The 23,204-nt window shown below is 55.3% G+C and carries 20 protein-coding genes; 14 read left to right on the top strand and 6 right to left on the bottom strand.

The genetic code is table 11. The annotated features are described in order from the left end of the window. Nucleotides 1–8: 8 nt before the first annotated feature. Nucleotides 9–1,148 carry a beta-galactosidase BglB gene (gene bglB, locus AC6I8L_RS07640; protein ID WP_058959577.1) on the bottom strand — a complete coding sequence of 380 codons (1,140 nt, stop codon included), beginning with the start codon at nt 1,146–1,148 and terminating at the stop codon, nt 9–11. Next, nucleotides 1,145–2,749 carry an MFS transporter gene (locus tag AC6I8L_RS07645; protein WP_058959576.1) on the bottom strand — a complete coding sequence of 535 codons (1,605 nt, stop codon included), beginning with the start codon at nt 2,747–2,749 and terminating at the stop codon, nt 1,145–1,147. The genes bglB and AC6I8L_RS07645 overlap by 4 nt, the downstream gene beginning before the upstream one ends. Nucleotides 2,750–3,107: 358 nt before the next feature. Between AC6I8L_RS07645 and hinT the strand changes: the two genes are divergently transcribed. The 8 genes from hinT to AC6I8L_RS07685 all read left to right on the top strand — a co-directional run bounded on the left by hinT (nt 3,108) and on the right by AC6I8L_RS07685 (nt 9,247). Then, the gene (hinT, locus tag AC6I8L_RS07650; protein ID WP_058959575.1) at nt 3,108–3,458 is read left to right on the top strand and encodes a purine nucleoside phosphoramidase; all 351 of its coding nucleotides are present in this window, start codon (nt 3,108–3,110) and stop codon (nt 3,456–3,458) included. 18 nt (nt 3,459–3,476) lie between these two features. Then, complete coding sequence (locus tag AC6I8L_RS07655) at nt 3,477–3,842, top strand: YcfL family putative periplasmic lipoprotein (protein WP_058959574.1); 366 nt, start codon at nt 3,477–3,479, stop codon at nt 3,840–3,842. A 10-nt stretch (nt 3,843–3,852) separates the two neighbouring features. Beyond that, the gene (gene lpoB, locus AC6I8L_RS07660) at nt 3,853–4,449 is read left to right on the top strand and encodes a penicillin-binding protein activator LpoB (protein WP_034822075.1); all 597 of its coding nucleotides are present in this window, start codon (nt 3,853–3,855) and stop codon (nt 4,447–4,449) included. Continuing rightward, entirely contained in the window at nt 4,409–5,251 is an 843-nt protein-coding gene (thiK, locus tag AC6I8L_RS07665) for a thiamine kinase (protein ID WP_374754035.1), read from the top strand. Before lpoB ends, thiK begins: the two co-directional genes overlap by 41 nt. A 15-nt stretch (nt 5,252–5,266) precedes the next feature. Next, on the top strand, nt 5,267–6,310 hold the full coding sequence (gene nagZ, locus AC6I8L_RS07670) for a beta-N-acetylhexosaminidase (protein ID WP_058959572.1): 1,044 nt from the start codon (nt 5,267–5,269) through the stop codon (nt 6,308–6,310). A 39-nt stretch (nt 6,311–6,349) separates the two neighbouring features. After that, a complete protein-coding gene (gene ycfP / locus AC6I8L_RS07675) occupies nt 6,350–6,892 on the top strand; it encodes an alpha/beta hydrolase YcfP (RefSeq protein ID WP_479398295.1) in 543 nt (180 codons plus the stop codon). 212 nt (nt 6,893–7,104) lie between these two features. Further along, entirely contained in the window at nt 7,105–8,409 is a 1,305-nt protein-coding gene (locus tag AC6I8L_RS07680; protein WP_034822063.1) for an NAD(P)/FAD-dependent oxidoreductase, read from the top strand. A gap of 295 nt (nt 8,410–8,704) precedes the next feature. After that, nucleotides 8,705–9,247: a glycine zipper 2TM domain-containing protein gene (locus AC6I8L_RS07685; RefSeq protein WP_034822117.1), complete on the top strand. Its 543-nt coding sequence runs from the start codon at nt 8,705–8,707 to the stop codon at nt 9,245–9,247. A 64-nt stretch (nt 9,248–9,311) separates the two neighbouring features. On the opposite strand, the gene AC6I8L_RS07690 is transcribed toward AC6I8L_RS07685, so the two are convergent. The 3 genes from AC6I8L_RS07690 to AC6I8L_RS07700 form a co-directional block, all read right to left on the bottom strand. Next, entirely contained in the window at nt 9,312–10,640 is a 1,329-nt protein-coding gene (locus AC6I8L_RS07690) for an IS4 family transposase (RefSeq protein ID WP_058962542.1), read from the bottom strand. 207 nt (nt 10,641–10,847) lie between these two features. Beyond that, a complete protein-coding gene (gene mfd, locus AC6I8L_RS07695) occupies nt 10,848–14,291 on the bottom strand; it encodes a transcription-repair coupling factor (protein ID WP_058962428.1) in 3,444 nt (1,147 codons plus the stop codon). Between the two features lie 140 nt (nt 14,292–14,431). Beyond that, nucleotides 14,432–14,641 (bottom strand): hypothetical protein, encoded by a 210-nt coding sequence (locus AC6I8L_RS07700; RefSeq protein ID WP_034822057.1) that lies wholly within the window; start codon nt 14,639–14,641, stop codon nt 14,432–14,434. A gap of 397 nt (nt 14,642–15,038) precedes the next feature. Here AC6I8L_RS07700 and lolC point away from each other — a divergent pair, with 397 nt between their 5' ends. The 6 genes from lolC (at nt 15,039) to AC6I8L_RS07730 (ending at nt 21,936) form a co-directional block, all read left to right on the top strand. After that, a complete protein-coding gene (gene lolC / locus AC6I8L_RS07705) occupies nt 15,039–16,238 on the top strand; it encodes a lipoprotein-releasing ABC transporter permease subunit LolC (protein WP_479398300.1) in 1,200 nt (399 codons plus the stop codon). Beyond that, nucleotides 16,231–16,932, top strand: a complete 702-nt coding sequence (lolD, locus tag AC6I8L_RS07710; protein WP_034822051.1) for a lipoprotein-releasing ABC transporter ATP-binding protein LolD — start codon at nt 16,231–16,233, stop codon at nt 16,930–16,932. Before lolC ends, lolD begins: the two co-directional genes overlap by 8 nt. Further along, on the top strand, nt 16,932–18,176 hold the full coding sequence (gene lolE, locus AC6I8L_RS07715) for a lipoprotein-releasing ABC transporter permease subunit LolE (RefSeq protein ID WP_058962429.1): 1,245 nt from the start codon (nt 16,932–16,934) through the stop codon (nt 18,174–18,176). Before lolD ends, lolE begins: the two co-directional genes overlap by 1 nt. Nucleotides 18,177–18,325: 149 nt before the next feature. Further along, nucleotides 18,326–19,159, top strand: coding sequence for a Sir2 family NAD+-dependent deacetylase (cobB, locus tag AC6I8L_RS07720; protein WP_034822045.1), 834 nt, complete (start codon nt 18,326–18,328; stop codon nt 19,157–19,159). Nucleotides 19,160–19,278: 119 nt separating this feature from the next. Further along, nucleotides 19,279–20,505 (top strand): peptidase T, encoded by a 1,227-nt coding sequence (gene pepT / locus AC6I8L_RS07725; RefSeq protein WP_038647552.1) that lies wholly within the window; start codon nt 19,279–19,281, stop codon nt 20,503–20,505. A gap of 114 nt (nt 20,506–20,619) precedes the next feature. Then, on the top strand, nt 20,620–21,936 hold the full coding sequence (locus AC6I8L_RS07730; protein ID WP_058962543.1) for an IS4 family transposase: 1,317 nt from the start codon (nt 20,620–20,622) through the stop codon (nt 21,934–21,936). 133 nt (nt 21,937–22,069) lie between these two features. On the opposite strand, the gene AC6I8L_RS07735 is transcribed toward AC6I8L_RS07730, so the two are convergent. Then, entirely contained in the window at nt 22,070–23,191 is a 1,122-nt protein-coding gene (locus AC6I8L_RS07735) for a ribosomal protein uL16 3-hydroxylase (protein ID WP_058962309.1), read from the bottom strand. Nucleotides 23,192–23,204: the final 13 nt, after the last annotated feature.

Here is a 23,204-nt window from a genome sequence, read left to right on the forward strand (position 1 = left end):
AAATGCGACTACAAATAAACCCGCAGATACTCCGTCAGACACAGAAGCGCCATCGCCTGACCATAGGGCATCGACGTCAGCGGTACCTGGCGGTAATACTCCAAATCGCTGCCCATTGCGGTGCCAAACGACACCTGTTTTAACTCCCCGTCTTGATCAATATTGGCGATCACGCCACGCAAGGCTTTTTCCGCCATCGGGCGATACTCGTCAGACAAATACCGTTTACGCACCGCTTTGAGAATTCCATAAGCGAATCCCGCCGTGGCAGACGCTTCCGGATAGCTTTGTGGATCGTCGAGTAGGGTATGCCAGAGACCGCTGCTGTGCTGACAAGCGGCTAATGCCTTGACCTGGCTAGCCAATACCTGCTGCAGGAAACGGCGTGTGGCGTGTTGTTCCGGCCAGTTCATCATTTCGAGGAAATCCGGGATCACGATGGTCAGCCAACTGTTGCCGCGTGCCCAGCGGGCATTAGCAAAATTGTGTCGGCCATCAAAGGTCCAGCCGTGGAACCACAAACCGGTTTGACGATCCATCAGGTATTGAGTGTGGATCAGGAACTGATAACTGGCTTCTTCGACAAACTCGGGGCGATCCAGTAACTGGCCGATCTTCGCCAGCGCCATCACGCTCATCATTAAGGTGTCGTCCCACAGCTGCTGGGTATTTTCGTTGTTGTAAACGATGTGCTGTAGACCGCCTTGCTCAGTGCGCGGCATTTCATACATCACCCACTCAGCCCAGCGTTCCAGCACCGGCCGCCATGCTGCATGACCGGTCTCTTCATAACGATAAGCCAGCGTCAGGAACGGGCATACCGTGTTCACGTTCTTTGTCGGTGTGCCTTCTGCTAAGCGCGCGGTAAACCAGTCATCGATAATCTTGAGTGTCGCTTGATCGCCGGTTTGCTGGGTGTAATGCAGCATGCCGTACAACCCGATACCATGCGTCCATTCCCAGCCTGCCCAGCCTTTGGTATCAATGACGCGGCCATCGTCCAGCCGCAGCAAAAACTCGCCGCTGTGATCGGTGATGTTGACCAGATTGTCAGTGAGTTTGTGGATCAGCTGCACTAACTCACTGCGCGGCAACAGGTATTCAGGCTGGCGCAACAAGGCGCTGTGTTTTACAGGAAATACAGTCATGGTTCATTCCTATCGTTAATCAGGGTAGGGAGAGAGTGAAGCGTGCCGCGATGCGTGGATAGCGCGGGCGCTGCGGGCTTGTTACGGTTGAGGTAACCGACGTTGTTGTTGCCCCATAAGTTTTCATACGGCATACCCGCCAGGGTTTCGACGATGGTGCGCGCCTGCGGTGTAATACGTTCCGGAACCACACGGCCCGCTTCACGCATCTTCAGCGTCTCTTCGCGCAGAACAGTGTGGGTATGCAGATTAAGTTTGAAGCGCAGCGACACAATAAATCCGCAGATCAGCACGCCGACGGTGCCGACGCTGAGGATCAGCAGAATGGTATGGCCCACCGCAGGAATCTGTTCAGTTTTACCGGAGGTAAAACCGGCCAGCTGCAGCAGGATGCCAACGATCATCACGGCACCGGCCTGCGAGGCTTTACGCGTCAATGTCATGATCCCGGCAAATATGCCTTCACGTCGCTGTCCGGTGATCACTTCATCGACATCGGCGATATAGGTGTAGGTATTCCATGGCACATAGTTGATGCCGCCACGTCCTAAACCGGCGAAGGCAGAGATCAGCACCAACAGCGTGAAGTTATCGTTCATCCCGCTGTACCACAGTCCAGCGTAGGAGAGGGCGCTGAGGCCAAACAGCATCACCACCATACGATAGGCCGGAGCGGGTCCGATGCGAATGCACAGCGGGATCATCGCCATTACCGCAATAAATTGCAGCACCGCCATCGTGCCCATCAGATTGGAAGCGATTTGCGCGCTCTGCATCAGTACAAACACCACATACCAGGTAAACACCGCATTAAACACGTCCTGAGCGATGTAACCGCCCAGATACATGCCGAGGTGTTGACGGAAGATACGAATGCGCAACGTGGAGGCGAGTTCGATATACAGTCGTTTCAGGCTTTGGAACAGCGAGAGTTGCGCTTTTTCTTCTTCAGCTCGACGTGACTCAGCGGAAAAATCTTCCGGCGCGCGTTCCCAGGTGAAGCGCCACACCAGGAATAGCACCAGCGCACAGATGACCGAGAACACCAGGCTGGCATAAAGGAAGGAGATGGGATTCTCTTTGCCAAACCAGCCAATCAGGATGCCTGGCAGGAAGGCGGCCAGAATCGATGACAGTTGTGCCAGCGCGATACGCGCGCCGGAGAAGCGGGTCTTTTGTTTAAAGTCGTCGGTCATCTCCGGCACCAGCGTTTCGTACGGCACCAGAATCATGGTGTAGACCATATCGAACAACAGATAGGTCAGCAGATACCACCAGAAACTCATATCGCCGATCCACATCAGGCTATAACTGAACACGCACGGGATACCGAGCAGGATAAAGAACTTACGACGGCCGAAGCGTCTGCCAAGCCAGGTGGATCCGAAGTTATCGGTGAGAAAGCCCATTAACGGGCTGACGACCGCATCCAGCACGCGGGCAGCAGCAAAAATAAAGGTGGCTTCAATCGGCGAAAGCCCACAGAAGGTAGTGTAGAAATAGAGCAACCAGGCGGCGGTAAGCGCCGTGGTGCCGGCGCCGAGGAAATCCCCGGAACCGTAAGCCAGATAATGGCCCAGACCAATCTTACGAGACTGCATGGCAGCTTCTCCTTGAAATCGACGGATGACACATCCCTCATTGCTCCGTACTGCTTGCCCGGATTGGATAGAAAGTAGAGCGCCGCGCAACGGCAAACCTTCGTGATTTGGCAAGGGTTGTCGGTTGAGTGGCAAAAACACAAAGAAACTGGCGTGATATCTCTAATTTATAAAACACCGTTTCATTTTGGTGATCTGCGATGGCGTAAATTTGAGAGGGAGAGCACAGCAATGCTGTCTGGGAGATGAAATGGCGTAAAGGCAGCCATTTAACAGAAGAAAAGTGGTACTGAGGTTGAAAGCAAACGAATTCCTCGCGCATACTGCCTGACTGAACTCAGGCTTAAGGAAATGCACCATGGCTGAAGAAACCATTTTCAGTAAGATCATTCGTCGCGAAATCCCCGCCGACGTGGTTTATCAGGACGAACTGGTCACCGCCTTCCGCGACATCGCGCCTAAAGCGCCAACGCACATTCTGATTATCCCTAATGTATTGATTCCCACCGCCAATGACGTGCAGGAAGCACACGAGCATGCGTTGGGCCGTATGATTACCGTGGCGGCGAAAATCGCGAAACAGGAAGGGATTGCCGAGGATGGCTATCGTCTGATCATGAACTGTAATCAGCATGGTGGTCAGGAGGTTTATCATATTCATATGCACCTGGTCGGCGGTCAGCCGCTGGGTCCGATGCTGTCTATCTAACCTCAGGCGGACCTTGTGATGCGTCAATGGCTGAGTGGCCTGCTGTTGCTGACCCTTGTCGGGTGCAGCAGTGACAAACCGATGATCAACACCTCGCAATCGCTGGTAATGGAATCTTCCGTGCTTTCTGCGGGCATCATTACCGACGAACCCACGCTGGCCAGCCGTGATGGGCAGATGCGTGCCTCAAGTGTGCTCTATAATCAGCGGGAAACGCCGGTGACCGTTCACTATCGTTTTTATTGGTACGACGAGAAGGGGCTGGAGATAACACCGGAAGAGCCGGCTCAAACTCAAATCGTCCCGGCGCATGGCAGCACAGAAGTTGTCTCGCAAATCGGTAACCTGACCGCCAGTAAGGTGCGTCTCTATCTTTATCTCTGAGGAGTAACCTGTGATTCGCAGTGTAAAACGTTCCAGCGCGCTGTTATTTGCGTTGATGCTCACCGGTTGTGTGGTGAAACAGCAAACCCCAGCGCCGGTTGAACCGACCCAGCCGACGACGCCAACTCAACCGGAGCAGCCTCCTGTGCAGCCGGTACCGCCGCCGGAAACGGTGCCGCAGCCGCCAAAACTCAAAACCATTAACTGGAATGCCAGCGTGCAGCCGTTAGTGGGGAACATGGTGCAGTCTGCCGGTGTGAATCCAGGCAGCGTGCTGCTGGTGGATCGCATCAAGAACAGCACCAACGGTTCGTTGCAGAGTGATAAAGCCACCGATGCGATTCAGAATGCGCTGGCGAACAACGGCAAATTCACTTTGGTAACGCCAGAACAGCTGGCACAGGCAAAACAGACGCTGGGCTTATCCGCCGATGACAGCCTCAATTCGCGCAGCAAAGCCATTGGCCTGGCACGTAATGTCAACGCGCAGTATGTGCTTTACAGCAGTGCTCAGGGCGATGTGAAAGCGCCAACGCTGCAGATGCAGCTGATGCTGGTGCAGACCGGTGAAATTATCTGGTCAGGCAATGGTATTGCTCAACCCTGATCCCATACTGCAACAACGGATTCAGCAACAATGGCCGACGGCGCAAGCTGCCGGTCATTTTTTCGCGCTGCCGGGATTGAGTGGCAACAGTGTGCGGGTGAAAACCGAGCAGGGTGAGCTGCTGGCGCGTCGTGCGCCGCAGCAACCGCTCCCGTTTGTTGATCGCCAACGCGAATATCGCATCTTGCGTCGAATGCGTGCTGCGCAACTCGGGCCGACACCGCTGGATTGGTACCATCCCTGGCTTTTACAGAGCTGGCTGCCTGGTGATGTGTTGACGCCCGCGCAGTTCAATCAACAGCGCGACGCGGTGCTCACCTTGCTGCATCGCCTGCATCAGCAGCCGCTGACAGGCTATCGCTTGCGACTGACACCGCTGTTGCAACACTACTGGCAGCTGTGCCAGCAACGCCACTGGCGCTGGCAACATCAACTGCAGCGCCTGATCAGGCAGGGTGAACCCCGGCCGTTACGCCTCGTGCCGATTCATATGGATGTTCACGCGGGCAATGTGATAGCCACGTCAGACGGCTTACGTCTCATCGATTGGGAATATGCTGCCGATGGCGATGTGGCATTGGAACTCGCGGCGCTCTGCGCGGTCGATGGTGAACACCCAATCGACTGGATTGCGGGTTACGCGCAACGCAGCCAGCTTAACGAAGCGCGACTTAAGCGACATATGCGGCGCTGGCAGCCGTGGCTGCATCTGCTGATGGCGAGCTGGTATCAGCTGCGTGCTGAGCAGAGCGGTGACCCTCATTTACAACAGCTGGCGCAGGCCAGCTGGCAGGATCTTTAACTCAGGATTGTAACCATGACCATGCATACTCCCGGCCCGCTGATGCTGGATGTTGAAAGCTACGAACTCGACGCCGAAGAGCGCGAGATTCTGAAGCATCCGCTGGTGGGCGGACTGATTCTGTTTGCCCGCAACTTCCACGATGTGGATCAGCTGGCGGAACTGGTACGACAGATTCGCGCTGCTTCGCGCAATCGCTTAGTGGTCGCGGTGGATCAGGAAGGCGGACGGGTGCAGCGCTTCCGTGAAGGCTTTACCAAACTCCCCGCGATGCAATCTTTTGCCGCCCTGCATGATATCGCCACGGCGGGTGAAGTCGCCCAGCAGGCGGGCTGGCAGATGGCAGCGGAAATGATCGCGATGGATATCGACATCAGCTTTGCGCCAGTGCTGGATATTGGCCACATCAGCGCGGCGATTGGCGACCGTTCCTTCCATGAAGATCCCGCGATTGCATTGCAAATTGCTCGCCGTTTTATCAACGGCATGCACGAAGCCGGCATGAAAACCACTGGCAAGCATTTCCCCGGTCACGGTGCGGTGAGTGCTGATTCCCACAAAGAGACCCCGCGCGATCCGCGCGATGCCGCCACGCTGCGCCAGCATGATATGGCGATCTTTAAGCAGTTGATTGATGAGCAACTGCTGGATGCCGTGATGCCGGCGCACGTTATCTATACTGAGATCGATCCATTACCTGCCAGCGGCTCACCTTACTGGCTGCAAACCGTGTTGCGTAAAGAACTCGGTTTTAACGGGGTGATTTTCTCCGACGATCTGTCGATGGAAGGTGCTGCGGTAATGGGCAGTTATGCTGAGCGCGCGCAGCAGTCGCTCAATGCGGGCTGCGACATGATCCTGGTGTGCAATCAGCGCGCCGGAGCGGTGAGTGTGCTGGATAACTTGACGCCGATCCAGGCGGAACGTGTGACGCAGTTATACCATCAGGGGCGTTATACCCGAGAAGCGCTGCAATCCAGTGAACGCTGGAAGCAGAATCATCATCAGCTGAGCGCATTACAGGAGCGCTGGCTGGAGCATAAAGCGTCGGGCAGATAAGCGTCGCTGCCCGGATTTCATTCCACGCTGAGGATAATCATGATCATCTATCTGCACGGTTTTGATTCCAACAGTCCGGGCAACCACGAAAAAGTGCTGCAACTGCAGTTTATTGACCCGGACGTCAGACTCATCAGTTACAGCACGCAGCACCCCAAACATGACATGCAGTTTCTGCTGAAAGAGTGCGATAAATTGCAGCAGCAGGGCGGTGATGCGTATCCCTTGATTTGCGGGGTGGGGCTGGGTGGTTACTGGGCCGAACGTATCGGTTTTCTCTGCGGTATGCGTCAGGTGATTTTCAATCCCAACCTATTCCCGTATGAGAACATGGAAGGCAAGATTGATCGTCCGGAAGAGTATCTGGATATCGCCACCAAGTGCGTCAGTGATTTTCGTGAAAAGAATCGCGATCGCTGCCTGACCATTTTGTCCCGCCATGACGAGGCGCTGGATAATCAGCGCACGGCCGCACAACTGCATCCTTTCTATGAAATCGTGTGGGACGAACAGGCCAGCCATAAATTCAAGAACATCTCGCTGCATTTACACCGCATTAAGGCCTTTAAATCCCTTGCCTGAGCCTCCGCGCGCCGTGTGATGCGGCGCACAAAACGTTTAACATTCTGATAATGCGCTTGAAAGATTGATGTACATCAATTTTCTTATGATATGTCGTTAGCGCCGTGATATTCTGCCCTCAGCTCGCGATTTAACGTCGCCAACCCTATGTTTATTAAGGTTTTTAGTAACCATTAATTAACTATTGGTTTACAACTTTGAGGGGGTCTTTGTTGACTACATCTATGGAAAAAATCGTCATTATTGGCGGTGGTGCCGGCGGCTTAGAGCTGGCAACGCAGCTCGGTCACAAGCTGGGCAGGAACAAGAAAGCCGAGATTATTCTCGTTGATCGCAACCACAGCCATCTGTGGAAGCCATTGTTGCATGAAGTGGCAACCGGTTCGATGGACGAAGGGATCGATGCCCTGAGCTATCTGGCGCACGCGCGTAATCACGGTTTTCAGTTCCAGCTGGGTTCGCTGACGCAAATCAACCGCGAAAACAAAACCATTGAGCTGGCGGAAATCCGTGATGCTAACGGTGAATTACTGGTACCGCAGCGCGAGATGGCTTATGACCGTCTGGTGATGGCGCTGGGCAGTACTTCCAATGACTTCGGCACTCCGGGTGTGAAAGATCACTGCATCTTCCTCGATAACCCGCATCAGGCTCGTCGTTTCCACAACGAGATGCTTAACCTGTTCCTGCGCTTCTCCGCCAGTGAAGGTAGCCTGGAAAAAGTGAACATTGCGATTGTCGGCGGCGGTGCCACCGGCGTTGAGCTGTCAGCAGAACTCTACAATGCCGTGAAGCAGCTGCACAGCTATGGCTACAAAGGCCTTGATAGCTCTGCACTGAACGTGACGCTGGTGGAAGCCGGTGAGCGTATTCTGCCAGCATTGCCACCTCGCATTTCTGCTGCGGCACACCAGGAATTGACCAAGCTCGGCGTGCGCGTCCTGACGCAAACCATGGTGACCAGCGCAACAGAAGAGGGGCTCAATACCAAAGGCGGCGAATTTATTAATGCTGACTTGATGGTGTGGGCTGCCGGTATTAAAGCGCCGGACTTTATGAAAGAGATTGGCGGGCTGGAAACCAACCGCATCAATCAGTTGGTGGTGAAAGACACGCTGCAAACCACGCTGGATGATGACATCTACGCGATTGGTGACTGCGCCTCCTGCGCACTGCCGGGCGGCGGTTTTGTGCCACCGCGCGCGCAGTCTGCACACCAGATGGCGTCACGCGCGCTGGAAAATATTCTGGCGCAACGCAAAGGCAAACCGCTCAAAGCCTACGTCTATAAAGACCACGGTTCCCTGGTATCACTGTCGCGCTTCACCACCGTGGGTAGTCTGATGGGTAACCTGATGCGCGGCTCGATGATGGTAGAAGGGCGCATTGCGCGTTTCGTCTACATTTCTCTATATCGCATGCACCAGATTGCGCTCCATGGATACTTCAAAACCGGCCTGATGATGCTGGTCGGTAGCCTGAACCGCGTGCTGCGTCCTCGCCTCAAGTTGCACTAATGTTTTCGGGCGGTCCTCTGCCGCCCGATGCCGCTCTGCCTGCCGTAACCCGCTGAAAAACGACAATTCAGTTTAAGGTTACGGCGGTATTTCAGCCTCTCTCAGAACTCTCCGAAAAACTGGCCCTGACGGCTTTCCGCTGCGTTTCCTCCATTAATCTGATGTTGCAATTACGGACCATCTGTAAAACTTATATCCACAAACACGGCGCGGCGCGCACGCCGGTTATGCCTCGGCTACACAGGATTTCGTAGCGGCAGGAATGCGCGGTAACAACATTCAGGAGGACATTCCTGTGAATAAATCAATGTTAGCGGGTATCGGTATCGGCGTGGCAGCAGCGTTAGGGGTTGCCGCAGTCGCCAGCATGGATGTCTTTGATCGCGGCCCGCAGTATGCACAAGTTCTCTCGGCTACGCCGATCAAAGAGAGCATTAAACAACCGCGACAGGAGTGTCGCAACGTGACGTTAACGCATCGTCGTCCGGTACAGGATGAGAACCGCATCGCCGGTTCGGTACTGGGTGCAGTGGCGGGCGGCGTGCTCGGTCACCAGTTTGGTGGCGGTCGTGGGCGCGATGTCGCAACGGTAGCGGGCGCGCTGGCGGGCGGTTACGGTGGTAACCAGGTGCAGGGGGCACTGCAGGATCGTGATACCTACACCACCAACGAGCAGCGTTGCAAAACCGTTTATGACAAACAGGAAAAAATGCTGGGTTATGATGTGACCTATAAAATAGGCGACCAGCAGGGCAAAATCCGCATGGAAAATGACCCTGGCACCCGCATTCCGCTTGACCGTAATGGTCAGCTGATCCTGAATTCGAATCAGGCCTGATTGGGCAAAGACACGTCACAGCAGCAGTAACGAAAAAAGCGCCGTAAGGCGTAATGCCAGTCAGTTAAGCCTGACTGGCATTTTTTCTTCTGGCTGTCGGATATTTATAGGGTCTCTCTTTCACCACCCTTGGGAACGAGCGCTCCCGTCGTCCCGGTAGTCTGACCATCTCTGCTATCGAACTTACGTCCTTTACCAGTTCCGGGATACGCCCAGGCGATGCGCCTTCAAGTGTCCAGAGCAGTTTCATCACCCACGCTGTCGATTCCCTGAAGCTGAGCTGGTTAGGCCAGTATCCCTTCAGCGTTGAGGCCATTCTTATCATCTGATATCTCACCAGATTGTAGGCCAGCAGCACGCCCCACAGCTCCTGCCTTATCATCTCCGGCTTCCTGCTGCGAAGCGTGAGCCTGCTGTCCTGGAGACCCTGCTTTATTTCACGATATCCCAGCTCTATCTCCCAGCGATGACTGTAGAGATCCGCTATTTCTTTACCCGGGTAACGCATCGCATCCGTCATCGACGTCAGGAACCGCCACGTCCGGCCTTTTATTTCCCGGCTTATCATCCTCATCTCTGTGTGCGCCGCCAGATGTGGCCATTTCTTCCGTGAATGAGCGGAGGTTTTTACCCGGATAAGTATGTCTCCCTTCCCCAGACGACGTACCTCTTCGTACTGCAGGTCTTTACGTGCCGCTATCATCCAGTGACGATTTTCGCCGGCCTCATGCCAGGCGCTAAGCAGACCGAATGACGTGTAGCCCTTATCGAAGAGGGTCAGGCTGTTGTCGCACGCGCGTTCAATGAGACCTTCTGCCAGCACCATCTCATTCTCGTTCTGGCAGCCCATCGCGGCGCCGCTGATAAGATGGCTGGTGAGTTCCATCAGGCAGACCATGCGAACCTGCGGATAAGGAGAGGCGCCTGCCACCGTGCCTGAACGGACGAAAGCCTTCTCATTATCAGGTGTTTCTGGCGTGCGCCAGACAACGCCGTCAACAGCGTACAGCGTCAGACCACACCAGTCAGGGTGGGAAGTCTGTGCATTCCAGAGCTCGCTGCTCTGTTCGAAAACCCGCCGTACAGCGTCGTCCCCCAGCCGCTGCCTTGCCTGCACTACGGCACTGGGCGCAACGAAAGGACGGTTTCCCGGTAAAAGAATATCAAGGCGATTAACGATGGCGTGAAGGGGTTCTTTGCGCTCAAGGGCCATGCCGATGAGACACCAGACCATCATATCTGTAGTGAGTCTGCGCTTACGGAGCGTGACCGTGCCAGCTTCCTCAAGGCAGCGGCTGATGAGCGCAGGGTCAAGAACATCCGCGAGCGTATTCAGAGGATTACGAAGAGAATCGTAACGAGAGACGATATCAAGGGCCTGACTGAGCTGCATAAAAAAATCCGGAAACGAAGCGTTTCCGGATTCTTACACAGCCACTGGATCGTTCAACTGATCCTTAACTGATCGGCATTACGCCGTAAGGCGCTTTTTTTATGGTGTAAACCGGCGCGGCGAGATTCATCTCGCGTCCCGATAGCCACCATGTTGCATGCAGAAGCGCAATGTATCGCTTCGCCAGGCGAGATGCGGCTGAGGACGCTAAATCCGATTCTTCGCCAGTTCGGCAATGAAGCTCTGAATCCACTCCATCCGCACTTTGCGCTCTTCCAAATCACGAGTGAATCTCAGACGGGTTGGACCATCCAACTTCCACTGTTTAGGATCTTTTTGCAGCAGGCCAATCAACCAACCGGGATCGACATGATTCTGTGGCGCGAATTCGAAGAATCCGCCTTTTTCACTGGCTTCAATTTTACGCACGCCAAGTTCTCGCGCCACCAGACGTAAAGCCGCCACATCCAGAAGGTTGCGCGCCGCATCCGGCAACTTGCCAAAACGATCGATCATCTCAACCTTCAGCTCAGCCAGTTCCTGCTCGTCACTGGCTGAGGCAACGCGTTTATAGAGTGACAAACGCGTGTTCACGTCCGGGATAAAGTCATCCGGCAGCAGCGCAGGCATGCGCAGTTCGATTTCGGTCTGGTTGCTGGTGAGATCTTCCAGCGACGGCTCGCGCCCGGCCTTCAGGGCATCCACGGCGTTTTCCAGCAGTTCCATATACAGCGTGAAACCGATCGTTTCCATCTGGCCGCTCTGATCTTCGCCCAGTAGCTCGCCGGCACCGCGAATCTCAAGATCGTGCGTCGCCAGCGCAAAGCCCGCGCCCAGGTCTTCCAGCGAGGCAATCGCCTCCAGACGCTTCTGCGCATCAGTGGTCATGGCTTTTGGATGCGGCGTTAACAGCCAGGCATAGGCCTGATGGTGTGAGCGCCCGACGCGGCCACGCAGCTGATGCAGCTGCGCCAGGCCAAAGTGGTCAGCACGCTCAATGATGATGGTGTTGGCGCTCGGCACATCAATACCGGTTTCGATGATGGTGGTACACACCAGCACGTTAAAACGCTGGTGGTGGAAATCATTCATCACCCGTTCCAGCTCGCGCTCGCGCATCTGGCCGTGGCCGATGGCGATGCGGGCCTCCGGCACCAGCTCCGCCAGACGCTGTGCGGCTTTTTCGATGTTCTCAACATCGTTGTAGAGATAGTAAACCTGACCGCCGCGTAAAATTTCACGCAGCAGCGCTTCACGCACCACCAGGCTGTCGTACTCGCGCACAAAGGTTTTCACTGCCAGACGGCGGGCTGGCGGTGTTGCAATGATCGACAGATCGCGCATGCCGCTCATCGCCATATTCAGCGTACGTGGGATGGGGGTAGCAGTGAGCGTCAGGATATCAACGTCCGCGCGCATCGCTTTAATACGCTCTTTGTGACGCACGCCAAAGCGGTGCTCTTCATCGACAATCAACAGACCGAGATCGTGCCATTTCAGGTCGTTTGACAGCAACTTATGCGTGCCGATCAGAATATCTACTTTGCCTTCACGTGCCTGTTCCAGCACCTGGCTCTGCTCTTTGGCGCTACGGAAGCGGGACAGCATCTCAATGCGCACTGGCCAGTTGGCGAAACGGTCGCGGAAGTTATCGTAATGCTGCTGCGCCAGCAGGGTGGTGGGCACCAGCACGGCGATTTGTTTGGCATTCTCCACCGCGAGGAAGGCGGCGCGCATCGCCACTTCAGTTTTACCAAAGCCTACGTCACCGCACACCAGACGATCCATTGCCAGCGGCTGGCACATGTCGCTCAGCACCGCATTAATGGCCTGGCCCTGATCCGGCGTAGTCTCAAACGGGAAGCCTTCGCAGAACAGTTGATACTGATCGCGATCGTGCTTAAAGGCGAAGCCGGTTTTGGCCGCGCGTTGGGCGTAGATATCCAGCAGTTCGGCCGCCACATCACGCACTTTCTCCGCCGCTTTCTGGCGTGCGCGTGACCAGGCATCGCTGCCCAGCTTGTGCAGCGGGGCATTCTCATCCGCGCCACCCGCATAACGGCTGATCAGGTGCAGTGATGAAACGGGCACGTACAGCTTGGCGTCGCCCGCATAGGAGAGCATCAGATATTCCGCGACAATGCCGCCGGCTTCCAGTGTAGTCAGGCCAATATAACGGCCCACACCGTGTTCCAGATGCACCACCGGCTGGCCGGGATGTAGCTCGGCGAGATTGCGGATCAACACATCGGGATTGATGGTACGGCGATTATCCTGGCGACGACGGCTGACACGCTCACCCAGCAGGTCGCTTTCACAAATCAACGCGCGATGGCCCGTGCTATCAATAAAGCCGCGTTCGCTGGCACCAATCATTAAACTGTGCGGCTGTTTGGCGGCTTCTTCAAAGCGTTCAATCGGCTGTGGGCGCAGTTTGATGCGCGCCAGCAATTCCTGCAGGCTTTCACGACGGCCTTCACTTTCTACTGAGAAAATGATCTGCCCATCAAACTGCTCCATGAACTGACGCAGCAGATCGAGTGGCGCTTTCGCCTGGGCCTGCACCGTCAGTTCCGGCAGCGGTTGATAGCCGAGATTGGTATTGGCGGCTTTTTCTGGCAGCGTTTCGCTGCTGAGCTGCATGCGTGGCCAGGCTTTCAGTTCGCCGAGCAACGCGTCCGGGCGCAGCCACAACGTTGCAGGCTCCAGCAGCGGGCGCATAGGATCGATGCGGCGATTGTCGAAACGCGCGTTAGCATCCTGCCAGAAGCGATCGGCGCTGCCGTGCAGATCGCCACTGTTGAGTACCAGCGTGTTAGCAGGCAGATAGCTGAACAGGGTGGGCAACTCCTGCTCAAAGAACAGCGGCTGCCAGTATTCGATCCCGGCAGGCAGCGTGCCTTTGCTCACTTGCTGATAGACATGCTCCGGCTCGCGTCGCACATCAAATAGCTCGCGCCAGCGGCTGCGGAACAGCTCAATCGCCGCTTTATCCGTCGGAAATTCATGTGCAGGCAGTAGATTGATAGCCTCAACCGCTTCCAGCGTGCGCTGGCTGTCCACATCGAACAGGCGCAGGCTGTCAATTTCGTCATCAAAGAAGTCGATACGATAGGGCTGATCGCTGCCCATCGGGAACAGATCCAGTAGCGCGCCGCGCGTGGCGTACTCGCCGTGCTCCATCACCTGATCGACATGGCGATAGCCAGCCTGCTCCAGCTGATCACGCAGCGCATCGCGTGAGAGTTTTTGCCCCTGCTTCATCACCAGCGCATGGCCATGCAGGAAGCTGTGCGGACAGACGCGCTGCATCAGCGTGTTGACCGGCATAATCAGCATGCCGCGCGTCAGATTGGGCAGTTGATAAAGGGTCGAAAGACGGGCAGAGATAATGTCCTGATGCGGCGAGAAGCTGTCGTAAGGCAGCGTTTCCCAGTCGGCGAGATTGGTGACCGGCAGATCGGTGAACTGGCGAATCTCCTCCTGCAGACGCAGGGCAGATTGCATATCCGGCGTAATCATCAGCACCGGACCCGGGTGGCGTTCGGTGATACTGGCGCACTCAACCGCCTGCGCGGCGCCAATCAGTTCGCCGAGCTGACGATGATCGCCCGCTTTCGCAGGCAGGGTATAACGACTCTGTTCCGACATAAGGACTCGACATTCTCTCCTTGGATTCCAGGGCGTCATCATTCCATAATCCGCCCCCAGGATCATCTGTCGCGGTGCTATTTCTCATCGCCCTTCGTACTTCGCGCTGTGGCCGCGTTAGCTGCGTCTGCGAACCCCGTTCACTTACTTGATTGCTGTGTGTAGTGCATGCGCGGACGATCGACGTTAGCCCAGGACAGCTCTTTTTCCAGATGATAGCTGTGATTGCCGTCGTCCCACTTCACGTAATAGCCGGTTGCCGCATCTCCCTGTTCAAAGACGTTGACGATCTCGCCTCTGATTTCTCCCGATTTGTGTTTCACGATACTGCCCTTCGGAAATCTGAACATGGGTATACTCCTTTTCGCCCGGCATCTTTCGCACCGTAGCGGCGTTGGCTGCGCCTACTAACCCCAGTCACTTACTGATGTAAGCTCCTGGGGATTAGCAGGCTTGCCGCCTTGCCACAGCACGAAATCTTTGGGCTGACTGCGGTGCTGATTAAACGGGCATACTGCGGTGCCGGCTGGACATAAATTTGTGCTACATGGAGAAGTCTACCGTAGGGTATGCCTAATAAACGCACAATAAGTATCATTATTTTGTCGCAATTTTATGCATTGACGCAGATTGCGACGTATTTGGATGCAACTTTGCCACAGACTCAGAGGGTTAGAGGTTTCATAAACAGGGCTGCTCCTTTATCATCCCACTACTTATTTTCAGGCAACTGCCAAGACGGATCTCATGTATCAACCAGTCGCGTTATTCATCGGTTTGCGCTACATGCGTGGACGTGCCTCAGACCGCTTCGGTCGCTTCGTCTCCTGGCTTTCGACCATCGGTATCACGCTGGGCGTGCTGGCGCTGGTCACCGTACTGTCGGTGATGAACGGCTTCGAGCGTGAGCTGGAGGGCAATATCCTCGGCCTGATGCCGCAAGCGTTGGTCACCAGCGACAAAGGCAGCATCAATCCACAACAGGTGACGGCGGAGAGCCTCAAACTGCAGGGCGTCACGCGTGTGGCCCCGCTGACGACCGCTGATGTGGTGCTGCAAAGCGCGCGCAATGTCTCAGTGGGCGTGATGCTGGGCATCAACCCGGACGAACAAGATCCGCTCACCCCTTATCTTGTGAACACGCAACAGAACGTGCTGCAACCGGGCCAATACAATGTGATTCTCGGCGAACAGTTGGCGTCTCAGTTGGGCGTTAAACGTGGCGACCAGCTGCGTCTGATGGTGCCGACGGTGAGCCAGTTTACGCCGGTGGGCCGCTTGCCGAGCCAGCGTATCTTCACCGTCGCAGGCACTTATGCCGCCAACAGCGAAGTCGATGCCTATCAGATTCTGGTGAATCAGCAGGATGCCTCCCGCGTGATGCGCTATCCACTGGGGAATATCACCGGCTGGCGTCTGTGGCTGGAGAAACCGTTGAATGTGGATGCTTTCAGCGAACAGAAATTGCCGGATGGCCTGACGCTGAAAGACTGGCGCGAGCGCAAAGGCGATCTGTTCCAGGCGGTACGCATGGAAAAAAACATGATGGGGCTGCTGCTGAGTCTGATCATCGCGGTAGCGGCGTTTAACATCATTACTTCACTCGGCCTGCTGATCATGGAAAAGCAGGGTGAAGTGGCGATTCTGCAAACACAGGGCTTAACCCGCCGACAGATCGTCGCGGTGTTTATGGTGCAGGGCGCCAGTGCTGGCATTATCGGTACCTTGCTCGGTACGCTGCTCGGCGTGCTGCTCGCCAGCCAGCTGAATAATTTGATGCCAGTGATTGGCCTGTTCCTGGATGGCGCGGCATTGCCGGTCGATATCAACGTCTGGCAGGTGGTCACGATTGCGCTGGTCTCGATGATCGTTGCGCTGCTCTCAACCCTTTATCCGTCATGGCGCGCTGCCGCCGTTCAACCCGCTGAGGCTTTACGTTATGAGTAATACCCCTTTGTTGCAGTGTCGTGACCTGTGCAAACGCTATCAGGAAGGCAGCGTGCAGACCGATGTGCTGCGCAATGTGGCTTTTAGCCTGCAGCCAGGCGAACTGACGGCCATCGTTGGTAGCTCCGGCTCGGGTAAAAGTACCTTACTGCATCTGCTCGGCGGCCTCGATGCGCCCACTTCGGGTGACGTGGTGTTCGACGGCAAATCACTGAATGCGATGTCCTCTGCTGCCAAAGCCGAGCTGCGTAACCGCGAGCTGGGCTTTATCTACCAGTTTCACCATCTATTGCCAGACTTCACGGCACTGGAGAACGTGGCGATGCCATTGCTGATTGGCAAAACCGCAAAAGCGGAGGCCGCCTCGCGCGCGCTGGAAATGCTGGCAGCGGTCGGGCTGGAAAAACGCGCTGCGCATCGTCCTTCTGAGCTGTCGGGCGGTGAGCGTCAGCGTGTCGCAATCGCGCGTGCGCTGGTGAACCGTCCGCGCCTGGTGATGGCGGATGAACCGACCGGTAACCTGGACGCGCGTAATGCCGATGCGATTTTCAAACTGCTGGGCGAGCTGAATCAGCAGCAGGGCACCGCATTTCTGGTGGTGACGCACGATCTGAATCTGGCTAAACGTCTGAATCGCCAGATGGAGATGCGCGACGGTCAGCTGAGCGAGCATCTGACGCTGGGAGCCATCTGATGGGTTCGTCATTATCCCTGCTGCTTGGCCTGCGCTTCAGTCGCGGTCGGCGGCGTGGTGGCATGGTCTCACTGATCTCCATCATCTCGACCATCGGCATCGCCCTGGGTGTTGCCGTGTTGATTATTGGCCTGAGCGCGATGAACGGTTTTGAACGCGAGCTGAACAAACGCATTCTGGCCGTGGTACCGCACGGTGAAATCGAACCGGTGAATCAGCCTTTCCGCAACTGGCAGCCGATGATCGCACCGATTGAAAAGGTGCCCGGCATTGCAGCAGCGGCGCCCTACGTTAACTTCACCGGCTTGATTGAGAGCGGCGCGAAGATGCAGGCGCTGCAAGTAAAAGGTGTCGATCCACAACAGGAATCACACCTGAGCGCTTTACCGAGCTTTGTCGATGGCGATGCGTGGCAGCAATTCGGCGCGAATAAACAGCAGATCATCCTTGGTGGCGGCATTGCGAAATCGCTTAACGTGAAGCAGGGCGATTGGATCACCATCATGATCCCGAATAACGACGGTGAAAATAAGCTGCTGCAGCCGAAGCGTATTCGGCTGCAGGTGTCGGGCATTCTGCAACTCAGTGGGATGCTGGATCACAGTCTGGCGCTGGTACCCTTGGCGGATGCACAGAAATATCTCGATATGGGTGACAGCGTCAGTGGCATTGCGCTGAAGATGAGCGATCCGTTCCAGGCACAAAAACTGGTTCGCGATGCCGGTGAAGTGACGCACTCTTATGTCTACATTAAAAGCTGGATTGGCACTTACGGTTACATGTACCGCGATATCCAGATGATACGCGCGATTATGTATCTGGCGATGGTGCTGGTGATTGGCGTGGCCTGTTTCAATATCGTCTCCACATTAGTGATGGCGGTGAAAGACAAGAGCAGTGATATTGCGGTGCTGCGCACGCTGGGTGCTAAAGATGGACTGATCCGCGCCATTTTTATCTGGTATGGCTTGCTGGCCGGATTGCTCGGCAGCATCAGCGGCGTGGTGGTGGGCGTGCTGGTGGCGCTCAACCTGACGCCGATCGTGCGTGGGCTGGAGCACCTTACCGGTCATCAGTTGCTGGCGGGGGATATCTACTTTATTGATTTCCTGCCATCGGAGTTGCACTGGATTGATGTGATTTCGGTGCTGGTGACCGCCATCCTGCTCAGCCTGATTGCCAGCTGGTATCCGGCGCGGCGTGCCAGTCGAATCGATCCGGCTCGCGTACTGAGCGGACAGTAATGATAAAAAACGCAGCCGCCTTCGCGGCTGCGCACATTTTCAGCGTCTGTGGCATGCAGCCGTCATGCGCAGCCGCTATTATCGGGAACCATTATCCCGAGCCAAACACCCGACATGCGGTGACAACCACCGCAGCATAAGGAGCTTTTATGCGCATACCGCGCCGCCGCCTACGACTCGCCCGCGACAAGAAAAATCGCCGCAAAGTGCATCAGCGCTTTCGCCAGCGCATCTTTGAACGCGATCGCAAAGCTGAACTGGCTGCGCACCCGCAACCGCGCGTCGTGGTACTGACCGGCGCTGGCATCTCCGCCGAGTCAGGCATTCAAACCTTCCGTGCTGCCGACGGATTATGGGAAGAGCATCGGGTTGAAGATGTCGCCACGCCAGAAGGTTTTCATCGTAATCCCGATCTGGTGCAGGGTTTCTATAATGCGCGCCGCCGTCAGTTGCAACAGCCGGAGATTCAGCCAAATGCCGCGCACAAAGCGTTGGCCGAACTGGAACAGGTGCTGGGCGACAACTTCCTGTTGGTGACGCAGAACATTGATAATCTCCATGAGCGGGCAGGCAGTCAGCGCGTGTTGCATATGCACGGTGAATTGCTAAAAGTGCGCTGTGAAAGCAGTGGCCAGGTGCTGGATTGGACGGAAGATGTTAAGCCGGACGATCGTTGCACCTGCTGCCAGTTCCCGGCCCGACTCCGTCCGCATGTGGTGTGGTTTGGAGAAATGCCGCTCGGCATGGAAGAGATTTATCAGGCGATAGAGAAAGCCAATCTGTTTATCGCCATTGGCACCTCCGGGCATGTCTATCCCGCCGCCGGTTTTGTGCATGAAGCAAAACTGCAGGGTGCGCATACCGTTGAGCTTAATCTGGAGCCGAGTCAGGTGGGCAATGAGTTCGCGGAAAGCCAGTACGGCTTGGCCAGTGAGGTGGTACCGGATTTTGTGCATACCTTTCTACGCGGGCTGTATAAGTAAGACGATATCTGGTTAAGCACTTTGCGCTGAGAACGCTAACCTGAAGGATAATGATTTGACGCAACATGGCGCGCCTCACGCGCCATGATAATAACGCAGGTTCTTTAGAGGGATGACAAATGGATCAATTACTTGAGCGTTTTCTCAGTTATGTGGCCGTAGAAACTCAGTCAAAACCGCAGGCGCGTCAGGTGCCCAGCAGTGAAGGGCAGTGGACGCTGGCGCGTCAGTTACAGGAAGAGCTGATTGCACTGGGATTTGTTGATGTGTCCCTGAGCGATCACTGCTGCGTGATGGGCACTTTGCCCGCCAACGTTGACTGGCCGACCCCGGTGATCGGCTTTATCTCGCATATGGATACGTCACCGGATTTCACCGCTAAAAACGTCAATCCGCAGATTATCGAAAACTACCGTGGCGGCGATATTGCGCTGGGCAATGGCGATGAAATCCTCTCGCCGGTGATGTTCCCGATCCTGCACAAGCTGATTGGCCATACGCTGATCACCACCGATGGCAAAACCTTGCTGGGCGCAGATGATAAAGCGGGTATCGCTGAAATCATGACGGCGATGGCGCGCCTGGTGAAAGAGAATATTCCGCACGGCGCGATTCGTGTGGCGTTTACCCCTGATGAAGAGATTGGTCGCGGCACCTCTCATTTCGACGTTGAAGGTTTTGCTGCGGACTGGGCGTATACCATTGATGGCAGCGACCTCGGCGAATTTGAATTTGAAAACTTCAATGCGGCTACCGCGATGGTGAAAATCACCGGCAATAACGTGCACCCCGGCAGTGCGAAAAACGTCATGGTGAATGCACTGGATCTGGCAATGCGTTTCCACGCGGAGCTACCCGCCAAAGAAAAACCTCAGTTCACCGACGGTTATGAAGGCTTTTTCCATCTGCATACCATCAAAGGCACGGTTGAGCATGCCGAGTTAATGTATTTGATTCGTGATTTCGACGCCGACAGTTATGAACAGCGTAAACAGCTGCTGGAAGAGATTGCTGCGCGCGTTGGGAAGGGGCTGCAGGCTGAATGCTCAGTGAAAGTAGAGATTAGCGACAGCTACCGCAATATGCGTGAGAAAGTTGAGCCACATCCGCAGATTATTGAGCTGGCGCTGCAGGCCATTCGTGATTGCGGTATCGAGCCAGTGGTGAAGCCGATTCGCGGTGGCACCGACGGTTCTGCGCTATCGTGGAAAGGTTTGCCGTGTCCGAACCTGTTCACCGGCGGCTATAACTACCACGGTAAACACGAGTTCGCGTCATTAAATGTGATGTCGCAGGCGGTGGATGTGATTGTGCGCTTGTCTGCGCTGGCAGCAGAGAAGAAATAATATGAAAAAGGCCTGCTAAGCAGTAATGCCGATCAGTTAAGACAAAAATGATCGGTTGAACGATCCGGCAGTTCTGCAAGAATCCGTAATCTCTCAGGGATTACGGATTTTTTTATGCTTCTCAGTCAGGCTCTCGATATCGTTCATCACTTTACGCCTCAGGAATTCTCGGCGCTTTCTGATCTCCTTTCTCCTGAGCTCATTGATGAGTGTCTTGCTGATACCGGCACAGTGACGTTACGGAAGCGCCGGTTATCGATGGAAATGATGGTCTGGGCTGTGACCGGCATGGCACTTTTTCGCTCCCATTCGATGACCCAGCTCGTCTCACACCTGGATATCCTTCTGCCGGGGAAAAGGCCCTTTGTTGCGCCCAGCGCGGTTGTGCAGGCCCGACAGCGATTTGGAGAAGATGTTATCCGGTTAATGTTTGAGAAAACGCAGCGCCTGTGGTTTGAAAAGACACCGCTGTCGCACTGGAACGGACTGACTCTGATGGCGGTGGATGGCACCGTATGGCGCATCCCTGACACACCAGAGAATGATGCCGCCTTCGGGCGAACGGCCAATATTAATAAGTGCTCTGAGTGGCCGCAGGTGCGAATGGTCTGTCAGATGGAAGTCACCAGTCACCTGCTGTCAGCAGTAGCGTTCGACAGCGTCTCAGCTGTCGGCGAAGCCGATCTTGCCGCTCAGCTTATCCCACAGACCCCCGACCACTCTTTGACTCTCTTTGATAAAGGTTTTTATGCGCTGGGTCTGCTGCACGCCTGGCACTCAGCGGGAACGGAAAGACACTGGATGCTGCCGCTGCGCAAAGGAGCACAGTACCGTGTAGTCCGTAGCTTAGGAGCCGGGCAGGAGTTGGTGGAATTACAGCTGTCGCCGCAGGCGAAGAAAAAATGGCAGGGTGCTGGAGACACGCTGACGGCAAGGCTTATCAGCAAAGAACTCAACGGAAAAACGGTTCAAATCCTGACATCTATGTGCGACCCCCTGAGGTATCCCAAAGCAGATGTCGTGGATTTGTACAGCCATCGCTGGGAAATAGAGCATGGGTTCCGCGAGATGAAACAACACCTGCTGAATAATGAGCTGACGCTGAGAAGCAAAAAGCCAGAACTTGTGCGTCAGGAGCTGTGGGGCGTGGTCCTGGCCTATAACCTTCTGAGGTTCATGATGGCGCAAATGGCGTACAGTCTGAAAGGCGTGGAACCTTATCAGATGAGTTTTAAGCAGTCCGCACTGTATCTGAGAAGTCATCTGAGCCTGCTACCGGGCATCTCACCGGGAAAAATACCGCGGATAATGGAAGAGATAATGGCGATGGCGCCAGGGCTGGTGTTGCCGGAAAGAAGAGTGCGGCATTACCCAAGGGCGGTAAAAAAGAAGCCGCAACGTTATCCGTTGCGGCCTCCATTAAGATCTTAACTGACAAGCATTACTGCTAAGCAGGCCTTTTATCAACATCTTACGTGGCGGCGCAGTCAACAGCGTCTCTGTCGCGGCAAACATCTGTGGTAAATCGCGCCGTGATAAAGAGGCGCGATTTTAGCGCAACAGATTACTCACCAAAGAACCAGTAGCCGCTGTTCACCAGCGCTGCAAGCTGTGCCAGCAGCGACGGATCGTCCAGCGCATCGCCGAAATCTTCCAGCGTTAACACCTGATTGTGTGCCAGTGCCGCCAGCACTTCCGGGTGGCTGCACGCCACGCGCTCGCCATTCACAAACACCGCATCGCCCAGCGTTAACACGCGCAGGCCACCAAGACGTGTCAGCGCATCGCCTTGCTGCAGCGCATCGTAAATCTCATCAGGCTGATACGGCGGCTCAGGAGGTGCGATATCCAGTTCGTGACGTGTCTGTGAGATAAACTCACCAAACCACTGATTAAACTGTTCTGGCTGATTAATGACATCCAGCATCACCTGACGAATCCCTTCCACTTCAGAAGGCAAAATTTGTGACGGGCAATCACGCGACGGCACATCCGGATCGCTGAAACGATAGCTGCCTAATTCGTGCGCCAGCATGTAATCAGCGAAGCCGCTAATCAATTCACGACCGTTAGGTGCACGGAAACCGACCGAATAATTGATGGCATTTTCCAGCGAATAGCCCTCATGCGGGAATCCTGGTGGAATGTACAGAATGTCGCCCGGCTCCATCTCTTCATCGATGATGGCATCAAACGGCTCAACCTGAAGCAGATCGGGATGCGGGCAGTGCTGTTTCATCGGCACTTTTTCGCCTACGCGCCAGCGACGACGGCCGGTGCCCTGAATGATAAACACATCATACTGGTCGAAGTGCGGGCCTACGCCGCCGCCCGGAACGGCAAAAGAGATCATCAGATCGTCAATGCGCCAGTCTGGCAGGAAGCGGAACGGGCGCATCAGGGCAGCAGAAGGTTCATGCCAGTGATTTACCGCCTGCACCAGCAGCGACCAGTTGCTCTCGCCGAGATGATCATAGCTTTCAAACGGACCATGGCTAACCTGCCATTTGCCGTTATTATGGCTCACCAGGCGGCTGTCCACCTCGTTTTCCATCGCCAGACCCGCCAGCTCATCAGGAGAAATGGGATCAATGAAGTTTTTAAAACCACGCTTGAGCACCACCGGACGTTTTTGCCAGTAGCGCTGAATAAAGTCGGGCCAGTTAATTTCGAGCTGATAGTCCATACGAGTGTTCCGG

Source organism: Type-E symbiont of Plautia stali (assembly GCF_059731115.1).